This is a genomic window from Streptomyces sp. NPDC018833 (genome assembly GCF_044390825.1).
Classification (GTDB): domain Bacteria; phylum Actinomycetota; class Actinomycetes; order Streptomycetales; family Streptomycetaceae; genus Streptomyces.
The window spans coordinates 79,500-104,108 of sequence record NZ_JBIRZM010000021.1; the positions used below are offsets into that span (position 1 = coordinate 79,500).

A 24,609-nucleotide genomic window follows, 5' to 3' on the forward strand; every position below is an offset into this window, starting at 1 on the left:
CGCGCTGCGGGCCCCGCTGTTCACACGGTGGAAGCGGCGATCACGGGCGGTGCACGCTCTCGGGCCACTTCTTGTCCTCGTCCACCCGCGACACCAGGGGGACGTCGCGGATGTCGTCGTGGTTGAGGACCCACATCAGGAACCGCTCCAGGCCCATGCCGAAGCCGGAAGTCCGCATGGGGAGTGCCTGCTTCATCTCGGCGTACCAGGCGTAGTCGCGCTCGGGCACCTGGTGCATCGCCAGCGCCTTGCGGATCTGCTCCGCATCGGCGTGGCGCTCGCCGGAGCCGACGACCTCGCCCATGCCGAAGAAGAGGTCCGCGTTGGCCGCGGTGCGCTGCTCCTCGTCGCCGAACGCCTGGTAGAAGGGCACCGAGAGGTGGTCGAAGTGGGTGACCCACATGAACTCGTTGACCATCTCCATCAGCTTGTGCTCACCCCGGCGGGTCAGGGTGCGCCAGCTGCCCTCGTCACGGACGCAGCCGTCATCGCCCTCGAGGAGCGACACGGCCTCCTCGAAGGTGATCCGCGGGAAGTGCCCCTTGTGGTCGACCATGCGGCTGAGGTGCGAAGTGTCGCCGGCCGCCTGCTCGATGCGGTCCCCGTACGTCTCCAGGGCCGCCCCGGCGAGCGCCTTGACGTAACCCTCGACGTAGTCGATCAGGTCGTCGATACCACCCGGGATCTCCGCCTCGCTGTGGCTGTACTGGTTCAGGTGCGTCGTGTCGGGCTCCTCGCCGCGGAACGACGGCATGATGTTGTAGCAGCCGCCGGGGGCGAGACGCATGCCGTACTCGAGCATGAACTGGTTGGAGTCCGGCAGGTAGGTGTCTACCCCGTTCACCGTGACCGGCACGGGCTCGGAGTCGCTGCCGAGGCCCGTCGGGCACGTGATCGTGCGGACCGTCAGCGGCAGGTAGAGCGCCTTGAGCCCGCGCGACGCCGCATACTCGGCGGTGGTGGAATGGATGAGGTCCTGAAGGTCGGCTATGAGCTTGTACCACGGCGATTCGAGCGCTTTAAGAAATGCGCCCGGTTCATTCCCCCACGCATGCGGCGGCCGTACGGCAGCGGGCTTGACGGAGGCAGTCGTCGTCGTGTCCAGAATTGTCATTCTTCCCACTCCAGTTCAATGAAGATCGGAACGGATCAGCGAAGTGCGTCGGCGGCGCTCATGGCGATTGCGGCGATGTGCGGCCGGGTGATGGACACGAAGTCCTCGGAATAAAGTGCGACAGAAAGGTCGAGGCGTGCGGCATTGAAGAAGATCTCCTTCTGCCGCAGCAGTTCCGGATCCACCACCGCTTCCAGGTCGGGGTGGAACGAGAACGGCGTGATCGAGCCGCACACGGCGCCCGCCAGCTCTTCGGCGGTGTCACGCTGGGCGAAGGAGGCGTCCTTGCCGCCGTAGAGCAGCCGTATTCCCTTCAGGTCCACCAGGCGGTCGCCGGGGACGACGGCGAGGACGTACCGGCTGCTCCGCTTGGTGATCTTGACGCGGACGACGATGCACTTGGCCGCCTGGTTCAGCGGATGACCGCGCAGCCGGCTGGCGACATCCGTACGGCCTTCCGGTGCGTGGTGCAGCAGCCGGAAACGTGCTCCCTCGCTTTCGAGGAGTTCCAGAATTCGCGCGCAGACCCCGGTGTCTTTGTTGAGGTCCAGGAGTTCGGATGGCGGAGCCATGTCATTTCCCCCAGCTGGCACACCGAAACGATCAATTGTTTGACCGCCGAGTATGCGAATGACGTTAAGGGGGAGGCCACTTGGCCGAGAATCTGTGCCAGGGGACTTCATCAGGTTTCCGGCGGACGCCGGTCAGGCCCCGGGCGAGCCGCCCGTCCACCCGGTACGCCGCCGGCCTGGAGTTGTTCACCGCAAGCCGCCTCAGGGGGTTTCCGGCTCGGGATCGGTGAGCAAATGCAGGTGTGACAGCGCCTTGGGATGGATGAACAGGTCCTGCCGCACCGGCGGCGCGGCGCGGCCTCGGGCATCGGCAGCTCGTATCGGAGGGGGGCGGGCCGCGGTGTGCCGGCTCGCCGTGCCCGGATACGGCGTCATCACGGTGAGGTGCACGATCTCCGGTACGGAGAGGGCGAATTCACGGTGAGCCCGGAGCCGTCCGCGTCCCAGGCGGGGTCGACGATGGGGTTGATCGCCACGATGACGCCCATGCGGTGGGTCGTCTCCAGGGCCCGGACCTTCTGCCGTCTCGATCCCGCCCCTCGTCGGAGCCACGCCGCCGCCGTCCGGTGAAAGCGGCGGCCGCGCATCGGCGGGCGTTGGTTGACGGGGTCTGCCGTGCACCGGCCGGCGTGCACCGGTGCGCGCTCGCGCGGCCCTTGGGGCCGGGGGTGCCCGTGTGGGGCCGGACCGGGCGCGTCGGCGCCGGACCTCGTCCCGGGCGGGCGGACGGGGACATCGCCTCACGCGGCGGATACGGCGACGGCCCGGCCCGGCGCGGCGATCGTGCCACACCGCGCCGGGCCGGGCCCGGTGAATCAGGCAGCCGCGGGAGCCGCCTGAGCGCTCACCTGCTCGATGACCTCGGTCAGGGAGGCCACCACCTCGGCGTCGTCCGCCGGGTGCGTCGAGGCGAAGCGCGTCACGGAGCCGGGGATGGACAGCTTGACGTCCTCCAGCACTGCGCCGCCGGCGATGCCGGCCGCCTTGCGCGCCTCGTCCTGCGCCCAGACACCGCCGTACTGGCCGAAGGCAGTGCCGACGACGGCGACGGTCTTGCCTGAGATCGCCCCGGCGCCGTAGGGACGGGACAGCCAGTCGATCGCGTTCTTCAGCACGGCCGGCATGGTGCCGTTGTACTCGGGCGAGAACAGCAGGAGAGCGTCGGCGCGGCCGGCGGCCTCGCGCAGCGCCGCGGCGGCGGCCGGTACGGCGCCCTCGACGTCGATGTCCTCGTTGTAGAAGGGCACGTCCGCGAGCCCCTCGAAGAGCTCGACGTCGACGCCCTCGGGAGCGTGCTTGACGGCGGCCTCCGCGAGCTGCCTGTTGTGCGAGCCGGAACGGAGGCTGCCGACGAGGGAGAGGATGCGAACGGACATGGAGAGCTCCTGGGCAGACAGATGGGGAGATGAAACCGGACCGAGGTCCGGTTAAAGTTGTACCACCTATCCGGACCACGGTCCAGTTTCTTTGATTCCCGGGCTACGCTGGATCCATGACCGGCCCCCTCCCGCCCCTGCCCCTGCTGAACCCCGAGCCCGACCGTGTGCCCGGCGCGGCGGATCCGGCCCTCGCTGGGCCCGGCGAACGGCCGGCGCTGCGGGCCGACGCGGCGCGCAACCGCACCCGGCTCCTGGAGGCCGCCTCAGGGCTGGTCGCCGAGTGCGGGGCCGCGAACCTGACCATGGAGGCGCTGGCGTCCGCGGCCGGCGTCGGCAAGGGAACCGTCTTCCGGCGGTTCGGCGACCGGGCCGGTCTGTTCCTGGCCCTGCTCGACCACCGTGAGCAGCAGCTCCAGGCCGCCTTCCTCTCCGGCCCCCCGCCGCTCGGCCCCGGTGCCCCCGCCGAGGAGCGGCTGCACGCCTTCGGGCCGGCCGTGCTGCGCCACGAACGCGACCACCACGGCATCATCCTGGCCGCCCGGACGGACCCGGTCCGCCCGTACAGCGTGCCGGCGGCGCGGCTGCGCCTCACGCATGTCTCGGTGCTGCTGCGCCAGGCCGGCACGCCGGGCGATGTCGAGCTGATCGCGCACACCCTGCTCGGCTACCTCGACACCGCCCTGGTCCACCACCTTCTGGTGGAGCGGGGCCTGCCGCTCGACCGCCTGGAGGCAGGCTGGCACGGGCTCGTCGACCGGCTGGTGACGGCGGGCTGACTTCCCGCGACGCAAGCCGGAACGGAGCGCGCTCACCGCCTTCACCATTCCGCTGTCGGGCGTCGGAGGAGTGGGTCGGGAGCCGGTCGCCTCGGCGCCATGTGGCTACGATTTCGGCCGAACGCCCATGGCGGCCTCCGCGCCCGTGCAGATCATCGGGCCGCCCCACGACCCAAGGACGTACTCCCGTGCTCGTCGCCCGCTCCATCGCCCTGTTCGCCGTCGCGGCAATCCTCGAGATCGGCGGTGCCTGGCTGGTGTGGCAGGGCGTGCGAGAACACCGGGGGTGGCTCTGGGCCGGAGCGGGTGTGATCGCGCTCGGCCTGTACGGATTCTTCGCCACGCTCCAGCCCGACGCACACTTCGGGCGGGTCCTCGCCGCGTACGGCGGCATTTTCGTCGCCGGATCGATCGCCTGGGGGATGGTGGCCGACGGCTACCGGCCCGACCGCTTCGACGTCGCCGGCGCCCTGATCTGCCTCGCCGGAATGGCGGTGATCATGTACACCCCGCGCGGCCACTGACCCCGACCGTCTCTTCTCGCCACGCCGGGCACGATACGGCCCGCCAGCGACCAGGTGACGACCCGCAGGTGGCGACCAGCGGCCAACCCGACGGCGACCGGGACGCCCCTTGTGCACGTCATCCGGTCGGTCGATCCAGGAGGGCGGCAGCGTGGCGGCGACCGTGACGAAGCCGGCGAACCGGCGCGCGCCCGGCCGCACCGCCGCCCGGTCGGCCCGTGCGGGCGGTAGGCCAGCCACTGGTCCGACGGTGCGCGCGTCCGTGGACACTTTCCTGGACTCGGCGAAGACCAAGGGCAACCCGAACACGAAGCGCGCCTACGCCGACGCCCTCGACCGCACCGCCGAGCAACTCGTCCCGCAGCGCCCGCTGCCCGAGGTCACCGACACCGAGGTCGCAGCCGCGCTCACCGCGCTGTGGGCGAGGCGGCGCCCGCGAGGTGGAAAGATTCTCCCCAGGGCCTGGAAACAACCCTCCGGGAGTGTTCGCGAGTGCTGAAATCGATCAACCCATCCGACACTGCTGTCTACAGCCAGTCGCGCCGCTTGAAGACGAAGTACAGGCTCGTGCACACCAACGCCATCAGGCCGATCGCGAACGGATACCCGAACGTCCAGTTCAGCTCCGGCATCGCGTCGAAGTTCATGCCGTAGATCGTTCCCACCAGTGTGGGTGCGAACAGAATCGCCGCCCACGACGAGATCTTCTTGATCTCCTCGTTCTGTTCGAAGCCCGCCTCCGCCAGCGCCCGCATCTCCGCGTTCTGTTGCTGGGTCACAAGCGTCGCGTTCACCGTGAGGATGTCGGCGAGCGCCTGGCGGAAGCCGTCCACGCGTTCGCTGGTGTGCGTGACGTGGTCGGCGACGTCGCGCAGATGGCGCTGGAGTTCCTCCTGCGTGCCGTACTTCGCGAAGCCGGCCATCAGCGCGTGCAGCATCGCGACCAGGGGGCGGGTGGCGCGCTGGAACTCGACCATCTCGCGGGCCAGTTCGTAGATGCGGCGCGAGACCGCCGGGTCGCCGCCGAAGACCTCGGTCTCGATCTCGTCGATGTCGTTCTGGACTCCGGCGATGACCGGGGCGTAGCCGTCGACCACCGCGTCCAGGATCGCGTAGAGCACGGCCTCGGGGCCCAGGGCGAGGAGTTCCGGTGTCTTCTCCATACGGTGGCGCACCGCTGACAGGTCGGGCGCGGCGCCGTGGCGGACCGTGATCAGGAAGTCCTTGCCGACGAAGACGTGCAGTTCGCCGAAGTCGACCTCCTCCTGGGCGTCGAGATAGCGGGCCGCGCGCAGCACGACGAAGAGCGTGTCACCGTAGCGCTCCAGTTTGGGTCGCTGATGGGCTTCGAGTGCGTCCTCGACAGCGAGTTCGTGGAGGTCGAACTCGCCCGCCAGCGAATGCAGTTCCGCCTCGCTCGGGCGGTGCAGGCCGATCCACGCCATGCCGCCCGGGTACCGGCGCAGCTGGCGGAACGTCTCCGCCAGCGACTCGGGGGCCGCCACCCGGCGTCCGTCGCGGTACAGCACGGCCTGCACCACGCTGCCGTGCTCGTCGCGGACGGGAGGGGCCGCGGGCGGCCCGGATCCCGGTGCGGCATCCGCGGGGCGCGTCTCGGCGGGTGGCGCGGGACGGCGGCGCCAGTGGTGCCGCCTGGGGGAACGTGTCATCGAGGATCTCGCCTCCCGCCTCGTCGTACGGCCGCGCTGCTGCGCGCCTGCCCCGGTGCAGGGTATCCGCACCGGATGGCCCGACCGGGTGACGCCCGACGAGGACCATCCAGGACCATCGAGGACAGAAACTGTCCGCAAGGCTCGTTAGCGTACGGGCATGGCGACGAAGACGACGTATCCCCGGCTCGGCACCCGCGCGCTGAACCGCGCCACGCTGGAGCGCCAGCTGCTGCTGCGACGCGCACCACGTTCCGCAATGACGGCCGGAGACGCCGTACGGCATCTCGTAGGACTCCAGGCGCAGAACGTGAAGCCGCCCTACTACGCGCTCGCCGCGCGGCTCGCGGACTTCGACCCCGAGGAGCTGTCGGCGGCCATGGCCGACCGCCGGGTCGCCCGCATGGTGACGATGCGGTCCACCATCCACACGCACACCGCGGACGACTGCATGACGTTGCGGCCTCTGGTGCAGGCCGCGCGGGACCGTGAGCTGGGGCAGTTCAGGACCGGGCTCGCGGGCGTGGACCTCGGGCGGCTCGCGGCCGTGGCGCGCGAGCTCGTGGAGGAGCGGCCGCGGACGATGAAGGACCTGAGGGAGGCGCTGATCGCGCACTGGCCGGACGCCGACGCCTTCGCTCTCGCGGTCGCCGCCCGCTGCACCCTGCCCCTGGTGCAGGTCACCCCGCGCGGCCTGTGGGGAAGGAGCGGCCAGGTCGTGCTGACCACCGCGGAGCACTGGTTCGGCAGGGAGCCGGAGCCTGGACCGGCACCCGACGACACCGTGCTGCGCTACCTCGCGGCCTTCGGGCCCGCCTCGGTCAAGGACTTCCAGACCTGGTCCGGGCTGACCCGCACACGCGAGGTGTTCGACCGGCTGCGACCCGGGCTCCTCGTCTTCCAGGACGAGCACGGCACCGAGCTGTTCGACCTGCCGGAAGCGCCCCGGCCCGACGCGGACACCCCGGCGCCGCCCCGCTTCCTGCCGGAGTTCGACAACCTGCTGCTGTCCCACGCGGACCGGAGCCGGGTCGTGCCCGTGGAGTACCGGACGCGCACCTGGAAGGGGAACCAGGCCCACCGCACCGTCCTCGTGGACGGCTTCCTGGCCGGCGTCTGGCGGCTGGAGGAGACCAAGGACACCACGACGCTGACCGTCCAGCCGTTCGCCCCGCTGACTCGGGCGCAGCGCACCGAAGTGGCCGAGGAGGCAGCCGCGTTGCTCACGGTCATGTTCCCGGCGGCCGCGCACGACGTCCGGCTCGGGGAGGTGGTGGGTGAGGCCGGTTGAGAGCGGGGCAGGGTGGCGCACTCCCCGGCGCTCACGTTGTCCGCGCCAGGACCGGTGACGGCGCCCGCACCCCTCGGTGCTCACGGCGCACACCTGCCCGGCCCCCGCCGTCCCAGGACACTCACGGTGACCACGCGTCCAGAGCCCCGCGGGCCTCAGCCGGGCGTCACGGCAGCAGGCCGTTCCGGCGGGCCGCCGCCACCGCCTCGCCCCTGCTGTGCGCGCCCAGCTTCCGCATCGCCGAGCGCAGATACGCCTTCACCGTCTCCGGTCTGAGCCCCAGCCGCTCCGCCGCCGCCGCGTTCGTCGCCCCCGCAGCCACGCAGCTGAGCACGTCCACCTCCCGGGGCGCGAGCGACACCCCGCCGACGACGCGCGACGCGTCCGGCCCCGCGGCGGTGGCGAGCCGGCCGCAGGCGTCCAGCAGTTCGCCCCGCAGCGCCGGGTCCGCGATCCGCGGCGCCAGGGCCCGCAGCGCGCCGTGTGCCTCGCGTACCGACTCCCATGCCCCGGGCCGGTGCTCCCCGACCGGCGGGCGGGCCTCGGCCAGCAGCCGCTGCACCTCGTCCCGTACGGCCAGTGCCTGCTCCACGTCCCGCGCGGCCGCCACCGCCGCGTCGAGGACGCGGTCGCCCAGCACCAGCGGATGGCGCAGCGCCCCATACAGCACGCCCCGCACCTTGCGCCGTACGACCACGGGCACCGCGACCATCGAGTGCAGGCCCTCCGCCGCCACCGCCGCGTCGTACTCGTGGCTGATGTGCCGGGCAGCCGGATAGTCGGCCACCGCGCATGGCCGCGACAAGGCCATGGACCTGCCGCCGAGGCCGTTGCCACGGCAGATGGCCAGGCCACGCAGCGCACTAGTCGCCGCGCCGTTCAGCTCGGCGATGCGCAGCTGCCGCGTGTCGTGCAGCAGACCGCCGAAGGCCACCGGTAGCCCGGTGGTGCGCCGCAGCCGCAGCAGCGCCGCGCGCATCTCCACGGCTTCGTCGGTTACCGGCATGCCGGCCTCTCCTTCCGGTGTCCCGCGGCTCCTCGGCGGTGTCCCGCGGGGACGACACCCCCGTTCGGGGGTAGTGAGACCCAGGTCACCGATTACACGATGTCCGTGGCCGGTCCCGCAATGAGGAGGAAGCATGACGTCTGGCGGCGCGACGGAGAGGTTCCGGGCTGCCCGGGACTTCAAGGCGTCCGACTACAAGATCTCGCCGTTCGAGCTTGAGAGCGCGCTGCTGGAGCACGAGGCGGTAGCGGAGGCGGCGGTCGTGCCCGCCCCCGACCCGGTGCGGCTCGCCGTGCCGAAGGCGTACGTCGTCCTCGCCGACGGCTGGGAGGCCGGGCCCGACACCGCCAAGGTGCTCTTCGCGCACTCGCGCACGGTCCTCGCCCCGTACAAGCGCATCCGCCGGCTCGAATTCGCCGACCTGCCCAAGACGGTGTCGGGGAAGATCCGCCGGGTGGAGCTGCGCCGGCTCACCGCGGAGGGGTCGGCCGCCGAGAACGTCGAGGGGGACCTGCGATGAATCGGTCCTATGCACACGGTACGAGCGGCACCCCACTGCTGGGCGACACGATCGGCGCGAACCTGGACCGCGCCGTCGCGGCCTGGCCCGACCGGGAGGCGCTGGTCGACGTGCCGTCGGGCCGCCGCTGGACGTACGCCGAACTCGACGCCGCCGTACGCCTGCTGGCGCGCGGCCTGCTCGGCTCCGGGGTCGCCAAGGGCGACCGGGTCGGCATCTGGGCCGTCAACTGCGCGGAGTGGGTGCTGGTCCAGTACGCCACCGCCCGCATCGGCGCGATCATGGTGAACATCAATCCGGCCTACCGCGCCCACGAGCTGGAGTACGTGCTGAACCAGGCCGGGATCTCGGTCCTCGTCGCCTCGCAGACGCACAAGACCAGCGACTACCGGGCCATGGTGGACACCGTACGCTCCTCGTGTCCCGGGCTGCGGTCCGTGCACTACATCGCGGACGCCTCCTGGGACGCGCTGCTCGCCGCAGGGGCGTCCGTCACCGAGGAGCGGCTCGCTGCCCGCGAGGCGGAGCTGTCCTGCGACGACCCGGTCAACGTCCAGTACACGTCGGGGACTACCGGGTTTCCCAAGGGGGCGACCCTCTCCCACCACAACATCCTCAACAACGGGTACTTCGTGGGCGAGATGATCGCCTACTCCGAGCAGGACCGCATCTGCATCCCCGTGCCGTTCTACCACTGCTTCGGCATGGTGATGGGCAACCTCGCGGCCACCTCGCACGGGGCCTGCATGGTCATCCCCGCGCCCTCCTTCGAACCGGCCACGACGCTGCGGGCCGTCGCGGCGGAGCGGTGCACGTCGCTGTACGGGGTGCCGACCATGTTCATAGCGGAGCTGAACCTCCCCGACTTCGCCTCCTACGACCTCGGTTCGCTGCGCACCGGCATCATGGCCGGCTCCCCGTGCCCGGTGGAGGTGATGAAGCGGGTCGTCGCCGAGATGAACATGGCGGAGGTGTCGATCTGCTACGGCATGACGGAGACGTCCCCCGTCTCCACGCAGACGCGCCGCGACGACGACCTCGAACGCCGCACCGGCACGGTCGGCCGCGTCATGCCCCACGTCGAGGTCAAGGTCGTCGACCCGGTCACCGGCGTGACACTGCCGCGCGGAGAGGCGGGTGAGCTCTGCACGCGCGGCTACAGCGTGATGCTGGGCTACTGGGAGGAGCCCGAGAAGACGGCGGAGGCCATCGACGCGGGCCGCTGGATGCACACGGGCGACCTGGCGGTGATGCGCGAGGACGGCTACGTCCAGATCGTGGGCCGCATCAAGGACATGATCATCCGGGGCGGCGAGAACGTGTACCCGCGTGAGATCGAGGAGTTCCTGTACACGCACCCGAAGATCGCCGACGTACAGGTGGTGGGTGTGCCGGACGAACGGTACGGGGAGGAGATCCTGGCGTGCGTGATCCCGCGCGACGCCGATGACGCGCCGACGCCGGAGGAGATCACGGACTTCTGCCGCGAACGGCTGGCGCACTACAAGATCCCGCGCCGGGTGGAGATCGTGCGGGACTTCCCGATGACCGTGAGCGGGAAGGTCCGCAAGGTGGAGCTGCGGCGGCGCTTCGGGCGGTGACGGGCGTCGCGCCGGGGCTGGGAGCACAGCCCCCACCCCCTTGGACAGCCACGTCGTCTCCTGCTGCCCGTGCCCTCAAGGGCCTCCGCAGCTCACGCCGCCCGAGGACGGCTCGGGCGGCGCGATGCCCCCGTCGCGGCGGCGGCCCAGCAGGCCGCCGCCGCGGGCGAAGTGGGGGAGGTGGAGTTCCAGCGCCCTGTCGCCGTGCAGTGCCACCGACATCTGGACCCGTGGCACGCTCGCGCTGCCGCGCAGCGGGCGGTCGGGCAGGGGGTGGGCCTCGTGCAGTGAGGCCAGCAGGCGGCGTGCCGCCGGTGTCTGCCGGGGGACGAACCACAGCGCGACCGCCCCGGCCACCGGCACCGCCGAGGCCATCGTCTGCGGCAGGGAGCCTGGCGTGACCACCAGGCCTGTGGCGACCGTCAGCGGCACCGCGCACAGCAGCGCACGGGCCGTGCGCCAGCGCCGGGCCGGCAGTAGCAGTCCTTCCGCCGCGCACTCTTCGCGCAGGGCCTCCAGCGCGCGCTGCACCCGGGGCACGGTGAGGAGCACCCGTATGCCGGCCGGGCGGCGCAGGGAGGTGCGGACGGCGAGTTGCAGGGGGTCGCGGACCGCCGTCCCCCAGCCGTCGATCCTTACCGTCCCCTTGCGCCCGTTGGTGACGACACCGCGCTGCTGGAGGGCGACCAGCGCCACGGTCACGGCCGCCCGGCGGCCGCCGCGCAGCAGTGCGACGCATTGGGGCGGGGGAGCGGCGGCTGCGCCCGGCCCGGGCTTACCGGCGCGCAGGAGCACCGCCGCCGCCGTGAGCAACGAGCACGCCACGCCCGTGAACCACCACATGTCGAGGGGCATCCCGCCCACCTCCCCCGAGAGGCCGTAGGGGATATCTGCCCAGGTGCGCGGGGCTTCGAAGCCCGAAAGGGCCGATTTTGAGCTTTACTTGAGATTCGGACCGGTTCCGGCACCTACGTACCGATCGTGATCAGTTCGTCCGCGGGTGCGTTGACAGGCTGCGGGCAGCCCGTGAGGTCCATGACGAACAGCGGGATGCCCAGCCTGTCCGCGCGGGCCCGCGCATCGTCCGCGTAGCCCGCCAGGGAGAAGAAGACGCTCTGGGCGGACGCGCTGAGGCCGTTCAGCCACAGGCACTCGACGGCGCGGAGGCCGGTCGCCCGGGTGGACGAGTCGACCTGGGCCACCACGCCCGCCCCACGCAGGTCGATGCCGGACACCGGTCTGGCCTCCGGCTGGACGACGTCGTGGAAGCCGAGCCACCGCAGATACATCGCGGCGGCCGTCACCGCGTCGCGTGCCGTGCGGATGGTGACCGGCCGGAAGGAGGGCCGGGCGGCCGTCGCGGTGCGGGGCAGGGGTATGTGTGCGGGGCGGGACCCGTCCGGACCTCCGCCGGCGACCGGCCCGCCCTCGGCCGTCGGGGCGGCGCCGTCCACGGGGTGCACCAGCATGCGCAGCACGGCCCCGCAGGGGCAGCCCAGCTCGGGCTGCGGCCACTGGTCCCGGCGCTCGCAGGAGAGGCAGCGGACGCTCACCCAGTCGTCGTTCCAGGTGCGGCGGGTGATCGGCTCCGGGGTTGCGTCCCGCATCAGCGGCGGCACGAGCGGCGCGCCGCATGCGCACGGGTACACGGGCGGTGCGTACAGATGCTCGCGCTGGCAGGCCGGGCAGCGCACCGGCACGCTCTCGATCATCACGGCACCTTCCCCTCGCGGCTGCCGTCCATCGTCCATCAATGGCCGGGAGTTGGCGAGCACTTCGCGGACTGCGCCCCCTGTGTTCCGCGGCTGCTCCGGCGCCACCCCGGCGTCCGCCCCTGGTGCCCGCCCCGTACCGGTCCGCCCTTGACGCCGGACCGGAGGCGTTTTACATTGCTTCCGTATAGCAGAACTAGATTTCCGTATTGCGGAATAGAATACACCGACGCGGGACGACGCTCTCAGGTGGCGCGACGGAGCGGATCCCCAAGGCCGGAGCAGGAGCACCCCATGCCTCGTATGACCGCCGCCCGAGCGGCCGTTGAGATCCTCAAGCGTGAAGGCGTCACCCACGCGTTCGGAGTGCCGGGCGCCGCGATCAACCCGTTCTACAGGGCGCTCAAAGAGGGCGGTGGCATCGACCACACGCTCGCGCGTCACGTCGAGGGCGCCTCGCACATGGCCGAGGGCTACACCCGTGCCGACGCGGGCAACATCGGTGTCTGCGTCGGTACCTCCGGCCCGGCCGGCACCGACATGATCACGGGCCTGTACTCCGCGATCGCCGACTCGATCCCGATCCTGTGCATCACCGGCCAGGCGCCGGTCTCGAAGCTCCACAAGGAGGACTTCCAGGCCGTCGACATCGCCGCGATCGCGGGGCCGGTCACCAAGAAGGCCACCACCGTCCTGGAGGCCGCCCAGGTCCCCGGCGTTTTCCAGGAGGCCTTCCACCTGATGCGCTCCGGCCGTCCCGGCCCGGTCCTCGTCGACCTGCCGATCGACGTCCAGCAGACCGAGATCGACTTCGACCCGGAGACGTACGAGCCGCTGCCGGTCTACAAGCCGCAGGCCACCCGCGCCCAGGCCGAGAAGGCCATCCGGTTCCTGCTGGAGTCCGAGCGCCCGCTGATCGTCGCCGGCGGCGGCATCATCAACGCCGACGCCTCCGACCTGCTGGTCGAGTTCGCCGAGCTGACCGGCGTCCCGGTCATCTCCACCCTCATGGGCTGGGGCATCATCCCGGACGACCACGAGCTGAGCGCCGGCATGGTCGGTGTGCAGACCTCGCACCGCTACGGCAACGCGACCTTCCTCGAGTCGGACTTCGTCCTCGGCATCGGCAACCGCTGGGCCAACCGTCACACCGGTTACAACCTCGACGCCTACACCAAGGGCCGGAAGTTCGTCCACGTCGACATCGAGCCCACCCAGATCGGCAAGATCTTCGCCCCGGACTACGGCTTCGCCTCCGACGCCAAGGCCGCCCTGGAGCTCTTCATCGAGGTGGCGAAGGACCTCGAGGCCGAGGGCAGGCTGCCCGACTTCAGCGAGTGGGCCGCCTCCGCGCAGGAGCGCAAGGCCACGCTGCTGCGCCGTACGCACTTCGACAACATCCCCATGAAGCCGCAGCGCGTCTACGAGGAGATGAACAAGGCGTTCGGTCCGGAGACCCGCTACGTCACCACCATCGGCCTCTCCCAGATCGCCGGCGCGCAGATGCTGCACGTCTACAAGCCGCGCCACTGGATCAACTGCGGCCAGGCCGGCCCGCTCGGCTGGACCATCCCGGCCGCTCTGGGCGCCGCCACCGCCGACCCGGAGACCCCGATCGTCGCGCTCTCCGGCGACTACGACTTCCAGTTCATGCTGGAGGAGCTGGCGGTCGGTGCGCAGCACAAGATCCCGTACGTCCACGTCCTGGTGAACAACGCCTACCTGGGCCTGATCCGTCAGGCGCAGATCGGCCTGGACATCAACTTCCAGGTCAACCTGGAGTTCGAGAACATCAACACCCCCGAGATCGGCGTCTACGGCGTCGACCACGTCAAGGTCGTCGAGGGCCTCGGGTGCAAGGCGATCCGCGTCACCGACCCGAACGAGCTGGGCGCCGCCTTCGAGGAGGCCAAGAAGCTCGCCGCCGAATACAGCGTCCCGGTGGTCGTCGAGGCCATCCTGGAGCGCGTCACCAACATCTCGATGAGCAAGACCGTCGACATGAGCGACGTGACCGAGTTCGAGGAGCTCGCCACCGAGCCCGGCCACGCCCCGACCGCGATCAAGCCCCTGAAGGTCTGACCTTCGCCCAGTATCCGCAGTACCGCAGGGCCCGGTCCGCACCGCGCGGACCGGGCCTTGTCGTACCCGGGCGCTAGCGTGACCGGATGGACATGATGGACGGACTGCCGCTGCTCGCGTTCGCCGGGCTGCCGGAGCTGGAGGCGTGGCTGGAGGAGAACCACGGGACGGCGCCCGGCCTCTGGGTCGCGCTCGCGAAGAAGGGGTCCGGGGTGCCCTCCCCGAGCGCGGGCGACGTCAAGGACGCGGCGCTCTGCTTCGGTTGGATCACCGGGCTGCGGCGCTCGTGCGACGAGGTCCGCTATCTGCAGAAGATCACCCCGCGACGGCCGCGGAGCAGCTGGTCCCGGGTGAACGTCAAGCGGGTGGCCGAGCTGACGGCCGCCGGCCGGATGCGGGAGCCGGGGCTCGCGGAGGTCGCCGCGGCCGAGGCGGACGGCCGCTGGGAGGCCGCGTACGCGTCGCAGCGCGAGGCCGAGGTGCCACCCGACCTGGCCGCCGCACTGCGGGAGAACCCGCGGGCCCGCGAGGCCTTCGAGAGCCTCGGCAGGTCGGACAGGTATCAGGTGGTCCTCGGTCTGCTGAAGGCGAGGACGGACCACACTCGCAGGGCCCGCCTGGAGCGGACGGTCGGAGCGCTCGCGGCGGGCGCGAGGGCGGGCTGAGCGCCGGGTGAGAGGGCGAGCTGAGCGCCGGGCGTGCCCGCATGCGGAACAGGGTCCGGCCTCTGTGCGAAGGCCGGACCCTGGTCCCCCAGCGCGTGGTCCGGGACCGTACCGGATCAGGCGCTCCGTCTGTGCAGTTGATGCCGCCCGACGGTGCGAGGTCGGCGCGACAGGACGTTCGCGCCGCCGGGCGGAGTCCGGGTGGGGTCGCAGCCCGAAGCCTGAGCATCAGGGTGCGAGCGCGGCGTCGGGGACGGTCGTTCGCGCCGCCGGGCGGGTCCTTGGGGTTGGCCGGGGACCGCGGTGGGGCGATTGGCCGCCGGCCCTCCTCACGTCAGGTCGGAGAGGGAGACCGGTGCCTTCACCACCGCACTGGCATCGCAAGGCCGCCGCGGTCCTCAAGCTGTCCGCACCGGTGACCACCCCTCATCCGGGCCACCGGTCCGGACCGCGTACCGCCGCCGACATGAGGTCGACCGCGGTACGCCGTCTGTGACCAGTCCTCGACTAGTCCTCGCGCAGGGCGCGGACCGCCTCCTCCACGCGCTTGCCGTAGTCGGCGTCGGCGGCGTGGAAGTGGGCTAGGTTCTTCTCGATCACGTCGTCGCGGGTGACCTGGGACAGGCCGCCGGCGATGTTCGCGACCAGGCGCTGCTTCTCCTCCTCCGACATCAGGCGGTAGAGCTCGCCCGCCTGGAAGAAGTCGTCGTCCTTGACGTGCGCGGGCGCCGCGTGGGTGCCGATCCAGCCGGTGACGGCCAGCGGTGCGGACAGCGCCGCGTCCGTCTGGGCGGGGCCCGCGTACGAATTGGGCTCGTAGTTCTTGTCGTGGCGCGAGCCGTTGCGCGTGGCCATCAGGCCGTCACGGCCGTAGTTCTCCGCCACGGTCGCCTTGGGGGCGTTCACCGGCAGCTGGGTGTGGTTGACGCCGAGACGGTAGCGGTGGGCGTCCGCGTAGGCGAAGAGGCGGCCCTGGAGCATCTTGTCCGGGGACGGGCCGATGCCGGGCACGAAGTTGTTCGGGGAGAACGCGGCCTGCTCGACCTCGGCGAAGACGTTGTCCGGGTTGCGGTCGAGGACGAGACGGCCCACGCGCCGCAGCGGGTAGTCGCTGTGCGGCCAGACCTTGGTCAGGTCGAACGGGTTGAAGCGGTACTCGGCCGCCTCCGCCGCCGGCATGACCTGGACGTAGAGCGTCCACGACGGGTTCACACCGCGCTCGATGGCCTGCAACAGGTCCGTCTGGTGGGAGTTGGCGTCCTGGCCGACCAGCTCGGTAGCCTGCTCGGAGGACAGGCAGCGGATGCCCTGGTTGGTCTTGAAGTGGTACTTCACGAAGAAGGCTTCGCCCGCCTCGTTGGTCCACTGGTAGGTGTGGGAGCCGTAGCCGTTCATGTGACGGTACGAGGCGGGGATGCCGCGGTCGCCCATCAGCCACGTCACCTGGTGCGTCGCCTCCGGGGCGTGCGCCCAGAAGTCCCAGACACTGTCCGGCTCCTGACGACCCGTGAAGGGGTCGCGCTTCTGCGAGTGGATGAAGTCGGGGAACTTGATCGGGTCCTTGATGAAGAACACGGGGGTGTTGTTGCCGACGAGGTCGTAGTTGCCCTCTTCGGTGTAGAACTTCACCGCGAAGCCGCGCGGGTCGCGGACCGCGTCGGCGCCGCCCAGCGAGTCGGCCACGGTCGAGAAGCGCAGGAAGGTCTCGGTGCGCTTGCCCACCTCGGACAGGAAGTCGGCCTTCGTCCAGCCGGTGACGTCGTCGGTCACCTCGAAGTAGCCGTACGCGCCGCTGCCACGCGCGTGGACCACGCGCTCCGGGATGCGCTCACGGTTGAAGCGGGCGAGCTTCTCCAGCAGGTGCTGGTCCTGCAGGAGCAGCGGGCCACCGACGCCGGCGGTGGCGGAGTTCTGGTTGTCGGCGACGGGGGCGCCGGACTCGGTCGTAAGCACGCGCTTCGACATCGTGACCTTCCGTACGGGAGCTGCACTGGCTGACGGTCCGAGGAGCGTAGGTACGCGGCGGAGGAAGCGTCAACAGTTTGTTGAAAGTGGTGGATGGGTGGTGTTCCGGTCGGCGCCGACGCCTGGGCGCGACAGGACAGGTGTCAGCGCCGGTGCCGACCGGAAGTTTGCGGGGCCGTGGCCGGCCTGGGCCGGGGGCTTCGGTGGTTGCTGCCCGGTGGGTGGCTGATCAGGGGGTGGGCCCGGGGTTTGCGGGGCCGTGGTCGGCCTGGGCCGGGGGCTTCGGTGGTTGCTGCCCGGTGGGTGGCTGATCAGGGGGTGGGCCCGGGGTTTGCGGGGCCGTGAGCAGCCTGGGCCGGCGACCCGGGCCGTGGTCGGCCTGGGCGGGGGCTCCGGTGGGTGCTGCCCGTTGGGTGGCTGATCACGGGGTGGCGGCTCGTGGCCTGTGTTCCGGGGTGGGTCGCTCGTCAGACCTCGCGACCCGAGAGGCGCTCGACGGCGCGCAGCAGGGCCGAGTGGTCCAGGCCGCCGTCGCCCTGGGCGCGCAGGGAGGCGACCAGTTGGGCCACGACCGCGCCGACGGGCAGGGCGGCGCCCACGTTCCGGGCGGCGTCGGTGACGATGCCCATGTCCTTGTGATGGAGGTCGATCCGGAAGCCCGGCCTGAAGTCCCGGTTCAGGAAGTTGTCCTTCTTGCGGGTCAGCACGGTCGAGCCGGCCAGACCGCCGTTGAGGACGTCCAGGGCCGCGGCAAGGTCCACGCCGGACTTCTCCAGGAAGACCACGGCCTCGGCGCACGCCTGGATGTTGACCGCGACGATCAGCTGGTTGGCGGCCTTCACCGTCTGGCCGGAGCCGTGCGGGCCGCACAGCACGATGGTCCTGCCGAGAGCCTCCAGGATCGGCTTGGCGGTCTCGAAGTCCGCCTTGTCGCCACCGACCATGATGGACAGCACCGCCTCGATGGCCCCCGCCTCGCCGCCGGAGACCGGGGCGTCGAGGACGCGGATGCCCTTGTCGGCGGCGGCCTTTGCCAGGTCGATCGAGGTCTGCGGGGTGATCGAGGACATGTCGATCAACAGCGCGCCCGGCTTCGCGTTCTCCAGGATGCCCTCGGGGCCGTAGGAGATCGCCTCGACCTGGGGCGACGCCGGCACCATGGTGATCACGACGTCCGCGTCACGGACCGCGTCGGCGATCGAGGAGGCCGCGGTGCCGCCGGCAGCGGCCAGGCGTTCCAGCTTGTCCTGCTCCAGCGTGAAGCCGGTGACCTGGTAACCGGCCTTCAGCAGGTTCTCGGACATGGGGGAGCCCATGATGCCGAGTCCGATCCAGGCAACCGCCGGGCGGGTGGGGCGGGAGGAATCAGCAAGAGTGCTCATGAGGGTACCTCTCTCAAAACGCTTGCAGGTGGGTCAGTTGGCCGCTCGGGCCGCCGCCGGCAGCCAGTCGAACGACTCGGCGCTCGGGCGGTCGCCGGCCTTGTACTCCAGGCCGACCCAGCCCTCGTACCCGGCCTTCTGCAACTCGTCGAGGAGCTGCTCCAGCGGGAGTGAGCCGGTGCCCGGCGCGCCGCGGCCCGGGTTGTCGGCGATCTGGACGTGGCCGGTCTTGTCGGCGTAGGCGGCGATGACCCGCGAGACGTCCTCGCCGTTCATGGACAGGTGGTAGATGTCCAGGAGGAACTTGGCGTTGCCGAGGCCCGTCGCCGCGTTCACCTTGTTGACGACCTCGATCGCGGCGGGCGCGCTCACCAGCGGGTAGAGCGGCGACTCCGGCTTGTTCAGGGTCTCGACGAGCAGGATCGCGCCGATGCGGTCGGCCGCGCGGGCCGCGAGGACCAGGTTCTCCAGCGCGAGTGCGTCCTGGACCTGTGGGTCCACGCCCTCGACGCGGTTGCCGTAGAGCGCGTTGAGCGCCTTGCAGCCCACCGAGGCGGCGAAGTCGGCGGCCACCTCGATGTTGGCCCGGAAGCGGTCGGACTCCTCACCCGGCACGGAGAGCGCGCCGCGGTCGGGGCCCGGCAGCTGCCCGGCGTAGAAGTTGAGGCCCACCAGCTGGGTGCCGGCGTCGTCGAGCGCCTTCTTGAGGGCGTCGAGCTGCGCCTGCGCCGGGGTGGGGGTCTCGATCCAGGGCCACCACAGCTCGACCGCCGTGAAGCCCGCTGCGGCGGCTGCCGCAGGGCGCTCCAGAAGCGGGAGCTCCGTGAAGAGGATCGAGAGGTTCACATCGAAGCGCTGGTCCGCGTATCCCATGAGGGCTGTGCGCTCCTTCCGTATTGCGGAAGTTTCTTTCTGCTTAATGGAATTCTGGCCAGTGAGGGTCTGAGCTGTCAAGACGCACACGCAAAAAAGCGCCCCCGAGCGGGGACGGCATGGCCGGTGAGCCTGTGCCGTCCCGGCCCGGAGGCGCGGGTGGGGAGGGTGCGAGAGGTGGTCTGTTAACTGCACTATCTGGTTGAACTGGTCGCCTCGGGGGGCGTGTTTGGTGAGCATGCTGGGATGCACGAGACTCCTTCGCTTCATCGAGATCTGATTGACGGGCGGGTACGGCTGCCACGGGTCGGGGCTGTGGTCGCGGGTACGACACCGTCGCTGCCGTGGCTGGTGGTCGACGCCGCAGGCCGTGAGATCGAGCCGGTCAGCGCCTACCTGCGGGACCGGATGCTCGGCGACGCCAGTACGGCGACCTGCCGGAGCTACGGCTACGACCTGCTGCGGTGGCACCGGGTGCTTTGGGCCCTGGACGTGGGATGGGGACAGGTCACCGAGGCCGAGACCGCCGCCCTGGTGGGCTGGCTGCGGCATGCCCGCAACCCTCAGCGCGAACGACGGCACCCCGGCAGCCACCCGGCCGGGTCCGTGAACCCGAAGACGGGCAAGCCCACCCTGCGGGCCGGATACGCGCCGTCGACGATCGCCCACAACCTGACGGTGGTCCACGGCTTCTACGCCTTCCACCAGCCCTTCGGTCGCGGGCCGGTGGTCAACCCAGTCCCGGAGAGCGCGGCCCGCCGGGCCGCGCTGGCCCACCGTTCGCCGTTGGAGGTCCGCAAGCAGCACCGGCGGGCCCGGCTGCGGCCGAAGGTGCCGGTCCGGCATCCGCGGTCTATCCCCGATGACCAATGGGACGGGTTGTTCGCACAGATGAAGTGCGTCCGGGACAAGGCACTGTTGTCGAACTACCTCGCCTCCGCCTCGCGGGCGTCCGAGCTGCTGGGAGTCGGCCTCGGAGACATCGAGTGGACCAAGGGCCAGCTCTGGGTGATCTCCAAGGGCACTCGGGCCCGGCAGCCGGTCCCGACCTCCCCGGAGGGGTTGGCCTACCTGGCCGCTTACCTGGAGGAGGATGGGCTGCCGCCGGAAGGGGTGCCGGTCTGGCGGACCCGCCGGGGCGAGCCCCGGCCGCTGACCTACTGGGCGGCCCGCCGCGTTTTCCAGCGGGCCTGCGAGGTTCTCGGGGCGAACTGGACCCTGCACGACCTTCGGCACACGGCCGCGAAGCGAATGGCCCGCGATCCGGAGCTGAAGCTGCACGAAGTACAGACGATCTTGCGCCATGCGCATATCAGCACCACCGAGCTCTACACGGCCGTCGGCCTGGACGACCTGCTGGACAAGCTCGGGGCCTACTACGCACGGCCGGTTCAGCCGGTGTCGTGGCCGACCCAGTACGCCGCAGACGACATTGAGGCGGTGTTCGGTGCCGGGCAGTGAGGTCGGAAACAGCATGCGACTGAAGGGCCCGACGACGAACCGGGTCCGCCGCCACGACGCCGAGGCGCCTGTTCTGGACGGCATTTACAAGCCGACCGCGATCCTCCCGGCCCCGCCTCCGCCGCCGTCCCGGCCGCCCCGCTCGTTGGGCGACTTCAGCACAGCGCCGGCGGAGGACATCGCCAACATCGCGGCTGATCACTTCTCCCAGTCCGAGGCCCTGAAATGGAAGCAGCGAGGCCCCATGCGGGCCTTCCTCGGCCACCTCGCTGCCTTCCCCGGAGACACGTGGCAGGAGCGATGGGAAGCCTCCGGCCACGACGAGGGACGACCCGTCGGGGACGCCGCCGGCGACAACAGGCCCCTGCGCATGAAGCTGAACTGCGCGGCCGGCCAGGCGTTCGCCCTGCGACTGGTGCGTCCCACCCTGCTGGGCTTCCGCAGCAACCGCTTCTCCCACTACTCGCCCTGGTTCCGCGGAGTCGCCCAGGACCCCTTGCTGGAGGAGTTCTGCCGACGGGCCGACCAGCTGCCCATGAGCCAGGCCCGCCGAACGCGGACCAAGTTCGACGTCTGCTGCGCGTTGACCGTCTTCGGCATCGACCTGAAGGACTTGACCCCCGAGGCCCTGCTGCACTACGCCGTCGAGTCCCGCAAGCACGAGTTGGCCGGGGATACGACCAGCTTCGCCGGCACCCTGGCCTGGCCGATCCTGCACGAGATGGGCCACTTCCCCGCGTCGGCTCCCCGCAGCCTGCGCGGCGCCGTCACCCGCGGGCAGGTCTCCGTCGAGGAAGCCGTCGACCGCCACCAGCTCCACAACCGCGAGATGAGAGACCTGCTGGTCGAGTACATCCGCCGCCGCTCGGCGAACCTGGACTACTCCACCCTGCGAGGACTGACGAACCTCCTGATCAGGACCTTCTGGAAACAGATCGAGAAGATCAACCCCGACCAGAAGGACCTGAAGCTGACGGAGGAGACGTTCACGCAGTGGAAGGAATGGCTGATGGTCCTGCCCGACGGCAAGCCACGGCTTGACGTCGACGGGCCACTGATGGCCGTACCTCGACCTGCAAAGCTGGGCCGCCGCCGAGCCGGAACGCTGGGCGAAGTGGGTCGCCCCCTGCCCGATCCGCGACGCCGACCTGCGATGGTTCCAGGTCCGCCGACGCCGCCTGCAAGAACGCATGGCCAACCGCACCCGCGACCGCCAGCCCCTCCTGCCGATTCTCTCCAAGTACGTCAATGACAGGTGGCACCGCCTGCGGACCCTGCTGGACGCCGCCCTCACGGTCGAGATCGGCGAGGAGTTCGCTGCCGAGGGCGTCACCTGGCTGCGCGTCTCGACCATGGACCAGCGGCACAACCGCCCGCCGGTCCGCGCGGTGAACCGCGCCACCGGCGAACTGGTCCACGTCTCGCGGGACGAGGGTTATGCCTTTTGGCAGTGGGCCATTGTGGAGACCCTGCGGCTGGCGGGCCTGCGGGCCGAGGAACTGATCGAGCTGACGCATCTCAGCGTCCGGCAGTACCAGCGGCCCAACGGCGAGGTCGTGGCTCTGCTCGTCGTCACACCCTCGAAGAGCGACCGCGAACGGATCATTCCCATGTCCGCCGAGCTCTTCCACGTGGTCGCTCAGATCATCCGGCGCCACCGCAACGAGCACGGCACCGTCCCGGTCTGCGTCCGCTACGACAACCACGAGAGGACCTGGAGCGAACCGCTGCCCTACCTGTTCCAGAACTTCCACGGCGGCACTCAGCGCGGCATGGCCAGCATCACCGTCTGGCGCCTGATCGGCAGAGCATGCGACGAACTCGCACTGACACACCCGCAGTTCAAGGACATCAGGTTCGCACCCCACGACTTCCGAAGGCTCTTCGCCACCGAGCTGGTCAACAACGGCCTGCCGATCCACATCGGCGCCGCTCTGCTCGGCCACCTGGATATCCGAACCACCCGCGGCTACGTCGCGGTCTTCGACGAGGACGTGATCAGCAACTACCACCAGTTCCTCGCCCGGCGCCGGGCCGAACGGCCGAAGGAGGAGTACCGGGACCCCACCCCGGAGGAGTGGACCGACTTCCAGGAGCACTTCGACAAGCGCCGCATCGAGCTCGGCTCCTGCGGCCGGCCCTACGGAACCCCCTGCGCACACGAGCACGCCTGCATCCGCTGCCCGATGCTCAGCATCAACCCCAAGATGCTGCCCCGCCTCAACGAGATCGAGGAGGACCTCCTGGCCCGCCGCAAGCGGGCCCTCGCCGAGGACTGGCAGGGCGAGATCGAAGGAATCGAATTGACGCTCAACTTCCTGCGCAGCAAACGCGAGCAGACCAGCCGCTTCCAGCGAGTCGGGACCGTTGACCTGGGACTTCCTCATCCCCGGCCCCCTCTCACAACACAGTGATGAGCAACGCAGACACCAGCAGAGCGGTCTGATGCAGGGCCTGATCGGTCAAATACATGCCGTTCATCCCGGCCGCCTTGAGCTCCGCGAAGCCCTTCGACCCGCAGTGCTCCAGGAGCCACCTGGCTGGCCACCGGCGATCGAAGAACGCGTGCGTGACCGCTGAGAGGTTCCGCCCGGCGGTCAGGCGGAAACGCCAGCCCGGTCCAGGACGGCGGCCATCTCGTCCTCGGGGAGCGCCGGGTTGGCACCCGCGCTGGATGCCAGTTCGGGGACGAGGAGGGCCTCGCGGAGCCGGTGGAACGGGAGGCGCGGGTCGCGGGCCGCCGCCTGACGCGTCCAGACAACGGGGTCGTGGCTGAGCCGTTCGATCAGTTCCGGCGTGGCGGCCGGATCCCGTACGGCCAGTCGGCGGTAGTTCCCGTCGGGGTGGTTCGCGTAGCGGGTGGCTAGGCCCTCGCGGGGGAACCGAGGGTGCGTCTCCGCCATCCAGGCGGAGAACGTCCCACCCAACCGCGCAAACACCCGCATCAGGACCTCCTCCGGAGTGTCGGGGTGGTGAATGCCCAGGAGGTTCTCCACCACCGGGTCCTCGACGCGTGCAAGCAGGCGCAGCAGGTCAGGCGGCAGATGGGGGCTTCGGGCGGCGGCGCGCTGGAGCAGCGGGTGAGCGGAGGTCGCGGCCCGGCGCATTACCTCGGGGTCGGCGAGCCCATCCCGTACCCACCGCACGCCGTCGCCCCTGTCGAGGTCCCCGGCCGTGAAGTCGATGGCCATGCGCCGCGTCTCGTCCAGCTCGGGCCGAAGGGAGACGGCGAGCCGTACGGCCTCCTCGGGGTCTACGGCGAGCCGCTCTACGAGGTCGGCGGGCAGCGACGGGTTCTCGGCGAGGGAGGTCAGGTGCGTCCGCTCGGCGACGCACCGCTCGGCGCCGGCACGGTCAAGGAGTCCGCGGCGCAGCGCCTCGGCGGCGGACTTCGGGTCGCGGAGGAGTTCGGCGGTCACGCGGGCGTCCCGTCGGCACTCCTGCAGCTCGGCGGCCCGCCGCACCTCGGGGTCGGGGTCGGCCAGCAGTGCCGACCGCTCGCCCGCCGACAGGGCCTCCCATGCACGCACGGCTTCCCGGCGCGCTGCCGCACGGTGATGAGTGGCCATCGATGCCACGAACGATGGCGCCAGATGAGGCGACTCCAGCAGGGCCGCGCGTACGGAATGATCGGGGTCGTCGAGCAGGCGGGCGCCCACGGCATCCGGGAGCGGCGCGACCTTTGCGCGCGGATCGTACACCTCGGGTCCATATGCGAGAGCTGCCCGCACCTTGGGAGAAGGATCGTCCGCGAGCCGAGCCCGCTGTGCAGGCTCCGCCATGGCACTCATGGCGAAATCGATCCGGGCCCCCGGGTTCGGGTGGGCCATGATCAGCGCGACGGCCGACTCGGGGAGTCCGGGCCGGTGAAGAACGTCACGGGGCGGACGGTCACCGTCTGCCCCGAAGGCGAGCAGGCGCAGCAGCAGCGACTCCGGCAGCGCCGGATTTCGGGCCACTCCGTCCAGCGCGGATGCGTGAAACGCCACCATGATTCCTCTACCCCCTGTGTCTTC

At 70.7% G+C, this 24,609-nt stretch carries 21 protein-coding genes and 2 pseudogenes; 11 read left to right on the forward strand and 12 right to left on the reverse strand.

Annotation, left to right across the window (positions count from 1 at the left end; all coding sequences use genetic code 11):
* Window positions 1–40: 40 nt before the first annotated feature.
* The 4 genes and pseudogenes from ACH5AF_RS31285 to ACH5AF_RS31300 all read right to left on the reverse strand — a co-directional run bounded on the left by ACH5AF_RS31285 (window position 41) and on the right by ACH5AF_RS31300 (window position 3,062).
* Window positions 41–1,114, reverse strand: a complete 1,074-nt coding sequence (locus tag ACH5AF_RS31285; RefSeq protein ID WP_398906347.1) for an amino acid--tRNA ligase-related protein — start codon at window positions 1,112–1,114, stop codon at window positions 41–43.
* Between the two features lie 35 nt (window positions 1,115–1,149).
* The gene (locus ACH5AF_RS31290) at window positions 1,150–1,686 is read right to left on the reverse strand and encodes a YbaK/EbsC family protein (protein ID WP_398906348.1); all 537 of its coding nucleotides are present in this window, start codon (window positions 1,684–1,686) and stop codon (window positions 1,150–1,152) included.
* A gap of 330 nt (window positions 1,687–2,016) precedes the next feature.
* Window positions 2,017–2,207: pseudogene (locus ACH5AF_RS31295) on the reverse strand (hopanoid C-3 methylase HpnR); the annotation flags it as partial.
* 294 nt (window positions 2,208–2,501) lie between these two features.
* Window positions 2,502–3,062, reverse strand: a complete 561-nt coding sequence (locus ACH5AF_RS31300; protein WP_398906350.1) for an NAD(P)H-dependent oxidoreductase — start codon at window positions 3,060–3,062, stop codon at window positions 2,502–2,504.
* A 116-nt stretch (window positions 3,063–3,178) separates the two neighbouring features.
* Between ACH5AF_RS31300 and ACH5AF_RS31305 the strand changes: the two genes are divergently transcribed.
* The 3 genes from ACH5AF_RS31305 to ACH5AF_RS31315 all read left to right on the forward strand — a co-directional run bounded on the left by ACH5AF_RS31305 (window position 3,179) and on the right by ACH5AF_RS31315 (window position 4,864).
* Window positions 3,179–3,841, forward strand: a complete 663-nt coding sequence (locus ACH5AF_RS31305) for a TetR/AcrR family transcriptional regulator (RefSeq protein WP_398906351.1) — start codon at window positions 3,179–3,181, stop codon at window positions 3,839–3,841.
* Between the two features lie 188 nt (window positions 3,842–4,029).
* Entirely contained in the window at window positions 4,030–4,365 is a 336-nt protein-coding gene (locus tag ACH5AF_RS31310) for a YnfA family protein (RefSeq protein WP_398906352.1), read from the forward strand.
* A 262-nt stretch (window positions 4,366–4,627) separates the two neighbouring features.
* A complete protein-coding gene (locus ACH5AF_RS31315; RefSeq protein WP_398906354.1) occupies window positions 4,628–4,864 on the forward strand; it encodes a hypothetical protein in 237 nt (78 codons plus the stop codon).
* Window positions 4,865–4,892: 28 nt separating this feature from the next.
* Here ACH5AF_RS31315 and ACH5AF_RS31320 read toward each other — a convergent pair whose 3' ends face one another.
* A complete protein-coding gene (locus ACH5AF_RS31320) occupies window positions 4,893–6,035 on the reverse strand; it encodes a magnesium and cobalt transport protein CorA (protein ID WP_398906356.1) in 1,143 nt (380 codons plus the stop codon).
* 160 nt (window positions 6,036–6,195) lie between these two features.
* Between ACH5AF_RS31320 and ACH5AF_RS31325 the strand changes: the two genes are divergently transcribed.
* On the forward strand, window positions 6,196–7,326 hold the full coding sequence (locus ACH5AF_RS31325) for a winged helix DNA-binding domain-containing protein (RefSeq protein ID WP_398906358.1): 1,131 nt from the start codon (window positions 6,196–6,198) through the stop codon (window positions 7,324–7,326).
* Between the two features lie 166 nt (window positions 7,327–7,492).
* Here the strand turns inward: ACH5AF_RS31325 and ACH5AF_RS31330 are convergent, their stop codons facing one another.
* The gene (locus ACH5AF_RS31330; protein ID WP_398906359.1) at window positions 7,493–8,332 is read right to left on the reverse strand and encodes a response regulator transcription factor; all 840 of its coding nucleotides are present in this window, start codon (window positions 8,330–8,332) and stop codon (window positions 7,493–7,495) included.
* A gap of 163 nt (window positions 8,333–8,495) precedes the next feature.
* Here ACH5AF_RS31330 and ACH5AF_RS31335 point away from each other — a divergent pair.
* Window positions 8,496–8,852: pseudogene (locus ACH5AF_RS31335) on the forward strand (AMP-dependent synthetase); the annotation flags it as partial.
* Entirely contained in the window at window positions 8,849–10,453 is a 1,605-nt protein-coding gene (locus ACH5AF_RS31340; protein ID WP_398906360.1) for an AMP-binding protein, read from the forward strand. The pseudogene ACH5AF_RS31335 and the gene ACH5AF_RS31340, both read left to right, overlap by 4 nt.
* Before the next feature lie 75 nt (window positions 10,454–10,528).
* Here ACH5AF_RS31340 and ACH5AF_RS31345 read toward each other — a convergent pair whose 3' ends face one another.
* Window positions 10,529–11,308 (reverse strand): TIGR04222 domain-containing membrane protein, encoded by a 780-nt coding sequence (locus ACH5AF_RS31345; RefSeq protein WP_398906362.1) that lies wholly within the window; start codon window positions 11,306–11,308, stop codon window positions 10,529–10,531.
* A 113-nt stretch (window positions 11,309–11,421) separates the two neighbouring features.
* Entirely contained in the window at window positions 11,422–12,162 is a 741-nt protein-coding gene (locus tag ACH5AF_RS31350) for a hypothetical protein (protein WP_398906418.1), read from the reverse strand.
* Window positions 12,163–12,459: 297 nt separating this feature from the next.
* Here ACH5AF_RS31350 and gcl point away from each other — a divergent pair, with 297 nt between their 5' ends.
* Window positions 12,460–14,247, forward strand: coding sequence for a glyoxylate carboligase (gene gcl, locus ACH5AF_RS31355; protein WP_398906363.1), 1,788 nt, complete (start codon window positions 12,460–12,462; stop codon window positions 14,245–14,247).
* An 86-nt stretch (window positions 14,248–14,333) separates the two neighbouring features.
* On the forward strand, window positions 14,334–14,912 hold the full coding sequence (locus tag ACH5AF_RS31360; RefSeq protein WP_398906365.1) for a YdeI family protein: 579 nt from the start codon (window positions 14,334–14,336) through the stop codon (window positions 14,910–14,912).
* Window positions 14,913–15,419: 507 nt separating this feature from the next.
* On the opposite strand, the gene ACH5AF_RS31365 is transcribed toward ACH5AF_RS31360, so the two are convergent.
* From ACH5AF_RS31365 to ACH5AF_RS31375, 3 genes are all read right to left on the reverse strand, one after another.
* The gene (locus ACH5AF_RS31365; RefSeq protein WP_398906366.1) at window positions 15,420–16,877 is read right to left on the reverse strand and encodes a catalase; all 1,458 of its coding nucleotides are present in this window, start codon (window positions 16,875–16,877) and stop codon (window positions 15,420–15,422) included.
* A 467-nt stretch (window positions 16,878–17,344) separates the two neighbouring features.
* Window positions 17,345–18,259: a 2-hydroxy-3-oxopropionate reductase gene (locus tag ACH5AF_RS31370; RefSeq protein WP_398906368.1), complete on the reverse strand. Its 915-nt coding sequence runs from the start codon at window positions 18,257–18,259 to the stop codon at window positions 17,345–17,347.
* A 33-nt stretch (window positions 18,260–18,292) separates the two neighbouring features.
* Complete coding sequence (locus ACH5AF_RS31375; protein ID WP_398906369.1) at window positions 18,293–19,132, reverse strand: TIM barrel protein; 840 nt, start codon at window positions 19,130–19,132, stop codon at window positions 18,293–18,295.
* 246 nt (window positions 19,133–19,378) lie between these two features.
* Between ACH5AF_RS31375 and ACH5AF_RS31380 the strand changes: the two genes are divergently transcribed.
* Genes ACH5AF_RS31380 through ACH5AF_RS31390 form a run of 3 tightly spaced genes read left to right on the forward strand, consistent with a single transcriptional unit; the run spans window position 19,379 to window position 23,007 of the window.
* A complete protein-coding gene (locus ACH5AF_RS31380; RefSeq protein WP_398906371.1) occupies window positions 19,379–20,593 on the forward strand; it encodes a tyrosine-type recombinase/integrase in 1,215 nt (404 codons plus the stop codon).
* 13 nt (window positions 20,594–20,606) lie between these two features.
* Window positions 20,607–21,845 carry a hypothetical protein gene (locus ACH5AF_RS31385; RefSeq protein ID WP_398906372.1) on the forward strand — a complete coding sequence of 413 codons (1,239 nt, stop codon included), beginning with the start codon at window positions 20,607–20,609 and terminating at the stop codon, window positions 21,843–21,845.
* Window positions 21,784–23,007: a tyrosine-type recombinase/integrase gene (locus tag ACH5AF_RS31390; protein ID WP_398906374.1), complete on the forward strand. Its 1,224-nt coding sequence runs from the start codon at window positions 21,784–21,786 to the stop codon at window positions 23,005–23,007. The genes ACH5AF_RS31385 and ACH5AF_RS31390 overlap by 62 nt, the downstream gene beginning before the upstream one ends.
* A 183-nt stretch (window positions 23,008–23,190) precedes the next feature.
* Here ACH5AF_RS31390 and ACH5AF_RS31395 read toward each other — a convergent pair whose 3' ends face one another.
* Window positions 23,191–24,585 (reverse strand): Mucin-2, encoded by a 1,395-nt coding sequence (locus ACH5AF_RS31395; RefSeq protein ID WP_398906375.1) that lies wholly within the window; start codon window positions 24,583–24,585, stop codon window positions 23,191–23,193.
* Window positions 24,586–24,609: the final 24 nt, after the last annotated feature.

Coding starts and splice junctions, on each gene's coding strand:
- ACH5AF_RS31305 (WP_398906351.1), top strand. CDS start 3,179: ATGACCGGCCCCCTCCCGCCCCTGCCCCTGCTGAACCCCGAGCCCGAC.
- ACH5AF_RS31395 (WP_398906375.1), bottom strand. CDS start 24,585: ATGGTGGCGTTTCACGCATCCGCGCTGGACGGAGTGGCCCGAAATCCG.
- gcl (WP_398906363.1), top strand. CDS start 12,460: ATGCCTCGTATGACCGCCGCCCGAGCGGCCGTTGAGATCCTCAAGCGT.
- ACH5AF_RS31370 (WP_398906368.1), bottom strand. CDS start 18,259: ATGAGCACTCTTGCTGATTCCTCCCGCCCCACCCGCCCGGCGGTTGCC.
- ACH5AF_RS31375 (WP_398906369.1), bottom strand. CDS start 19,132: ATGGGATACGCGGACCAGCGCTTCGATGTGAACCTCTCGATCCTCTTC.
- ACH5AF_RS31345 (WP_398906362.1), bottom strand. CDS start 11,308: ATGCCCCTCGACATGTGGTGGTTCACGGGCGTGGCGTGCTCGTTGCTC.
- ACH5AF_RS31390 (WP_398906374.1), top strand. CDS start 21,784: ATGGCCAACCGCACCCGCGACCGCCAGCCCCTCCTGCCGATTCTCTCC.
- ACH5AF_RS31360 (WP_398906365.1), top strand. CDS start 14,334: ATGGACATGATGGACGGACTGCCGCTGCTCGCGTTCGCCGGGCTGCCG.
- ACH5AF_RS31320 (WP_398906356.1), bottom strand. CDS start 6,035: ATGACACGTTCCCCCAGGCGGCACCACTGGCGCCGCCGTCCCGCGCCA.
- ACH5AF_RS31325 (WP_398906358.1), top strand. CDS start 6,196: ATGGCGACGAAGACGACGTATCCCCGGCTCGGCACCCGCGCGCTGAAC.
- ACH5AF_RS31380 (WP_398906371.1), top strand. CDS start 19,379: ATGCACGAGACTCCTTCGCTTCATCGAGATCTGATTGACGGGCGGGTA.
- ACH5AF_RS31365 (WP_398906366.1), bottom strand. CDS start 16,877: ATGTCGAAGCGCGTGCTTACGACCGAGTCCGGCGCCCCCGTCGCCGAC.
- ACH5AF_RS31330 (WP_398906359.1), bottom strand. CDS start 8,332: ATGCCGGTAACCGACGAAGCCGTGGAGATGCGCGCGGCGCTGCTGCGG.
- ACH5AF_RS31385 (WP_398906372.1), top strand. CDS start 20,607: ATGCGACTGAAGGGCCCGACGACGAACCGGGTCCGCCGCCACGACGCC.
- ACH5AF_RS31285 (WP_398906347.1), bottom strand. CDS start 1,114: ATGACAATTCTGGACACGACGACGACTGCCTCCGTCAAGCCCGCTGCC.
- ACH5AF_RS31290 (WP_398906348.1), bottom strand. CDS start 1,686: ATGGCTCCGCCATCCGAACTCCTGGACCTCAACAAAGACACCGGGGTC.
- ACH5AF_RS31340 (WP_398906360.1), top strand. CDS start 8,849: ATGAATCGGTCCTATGCACACGGTACGAGCGGCACCCCACTGCTGGGC.
- ACH5AF_RS31300 (WP_398906350.1), bottom strand. CDS start 3,062: ATGTCCGTTCGCATCCTCTCCCTCGTCGGCAGCCTCCGTTCCGGCTCG.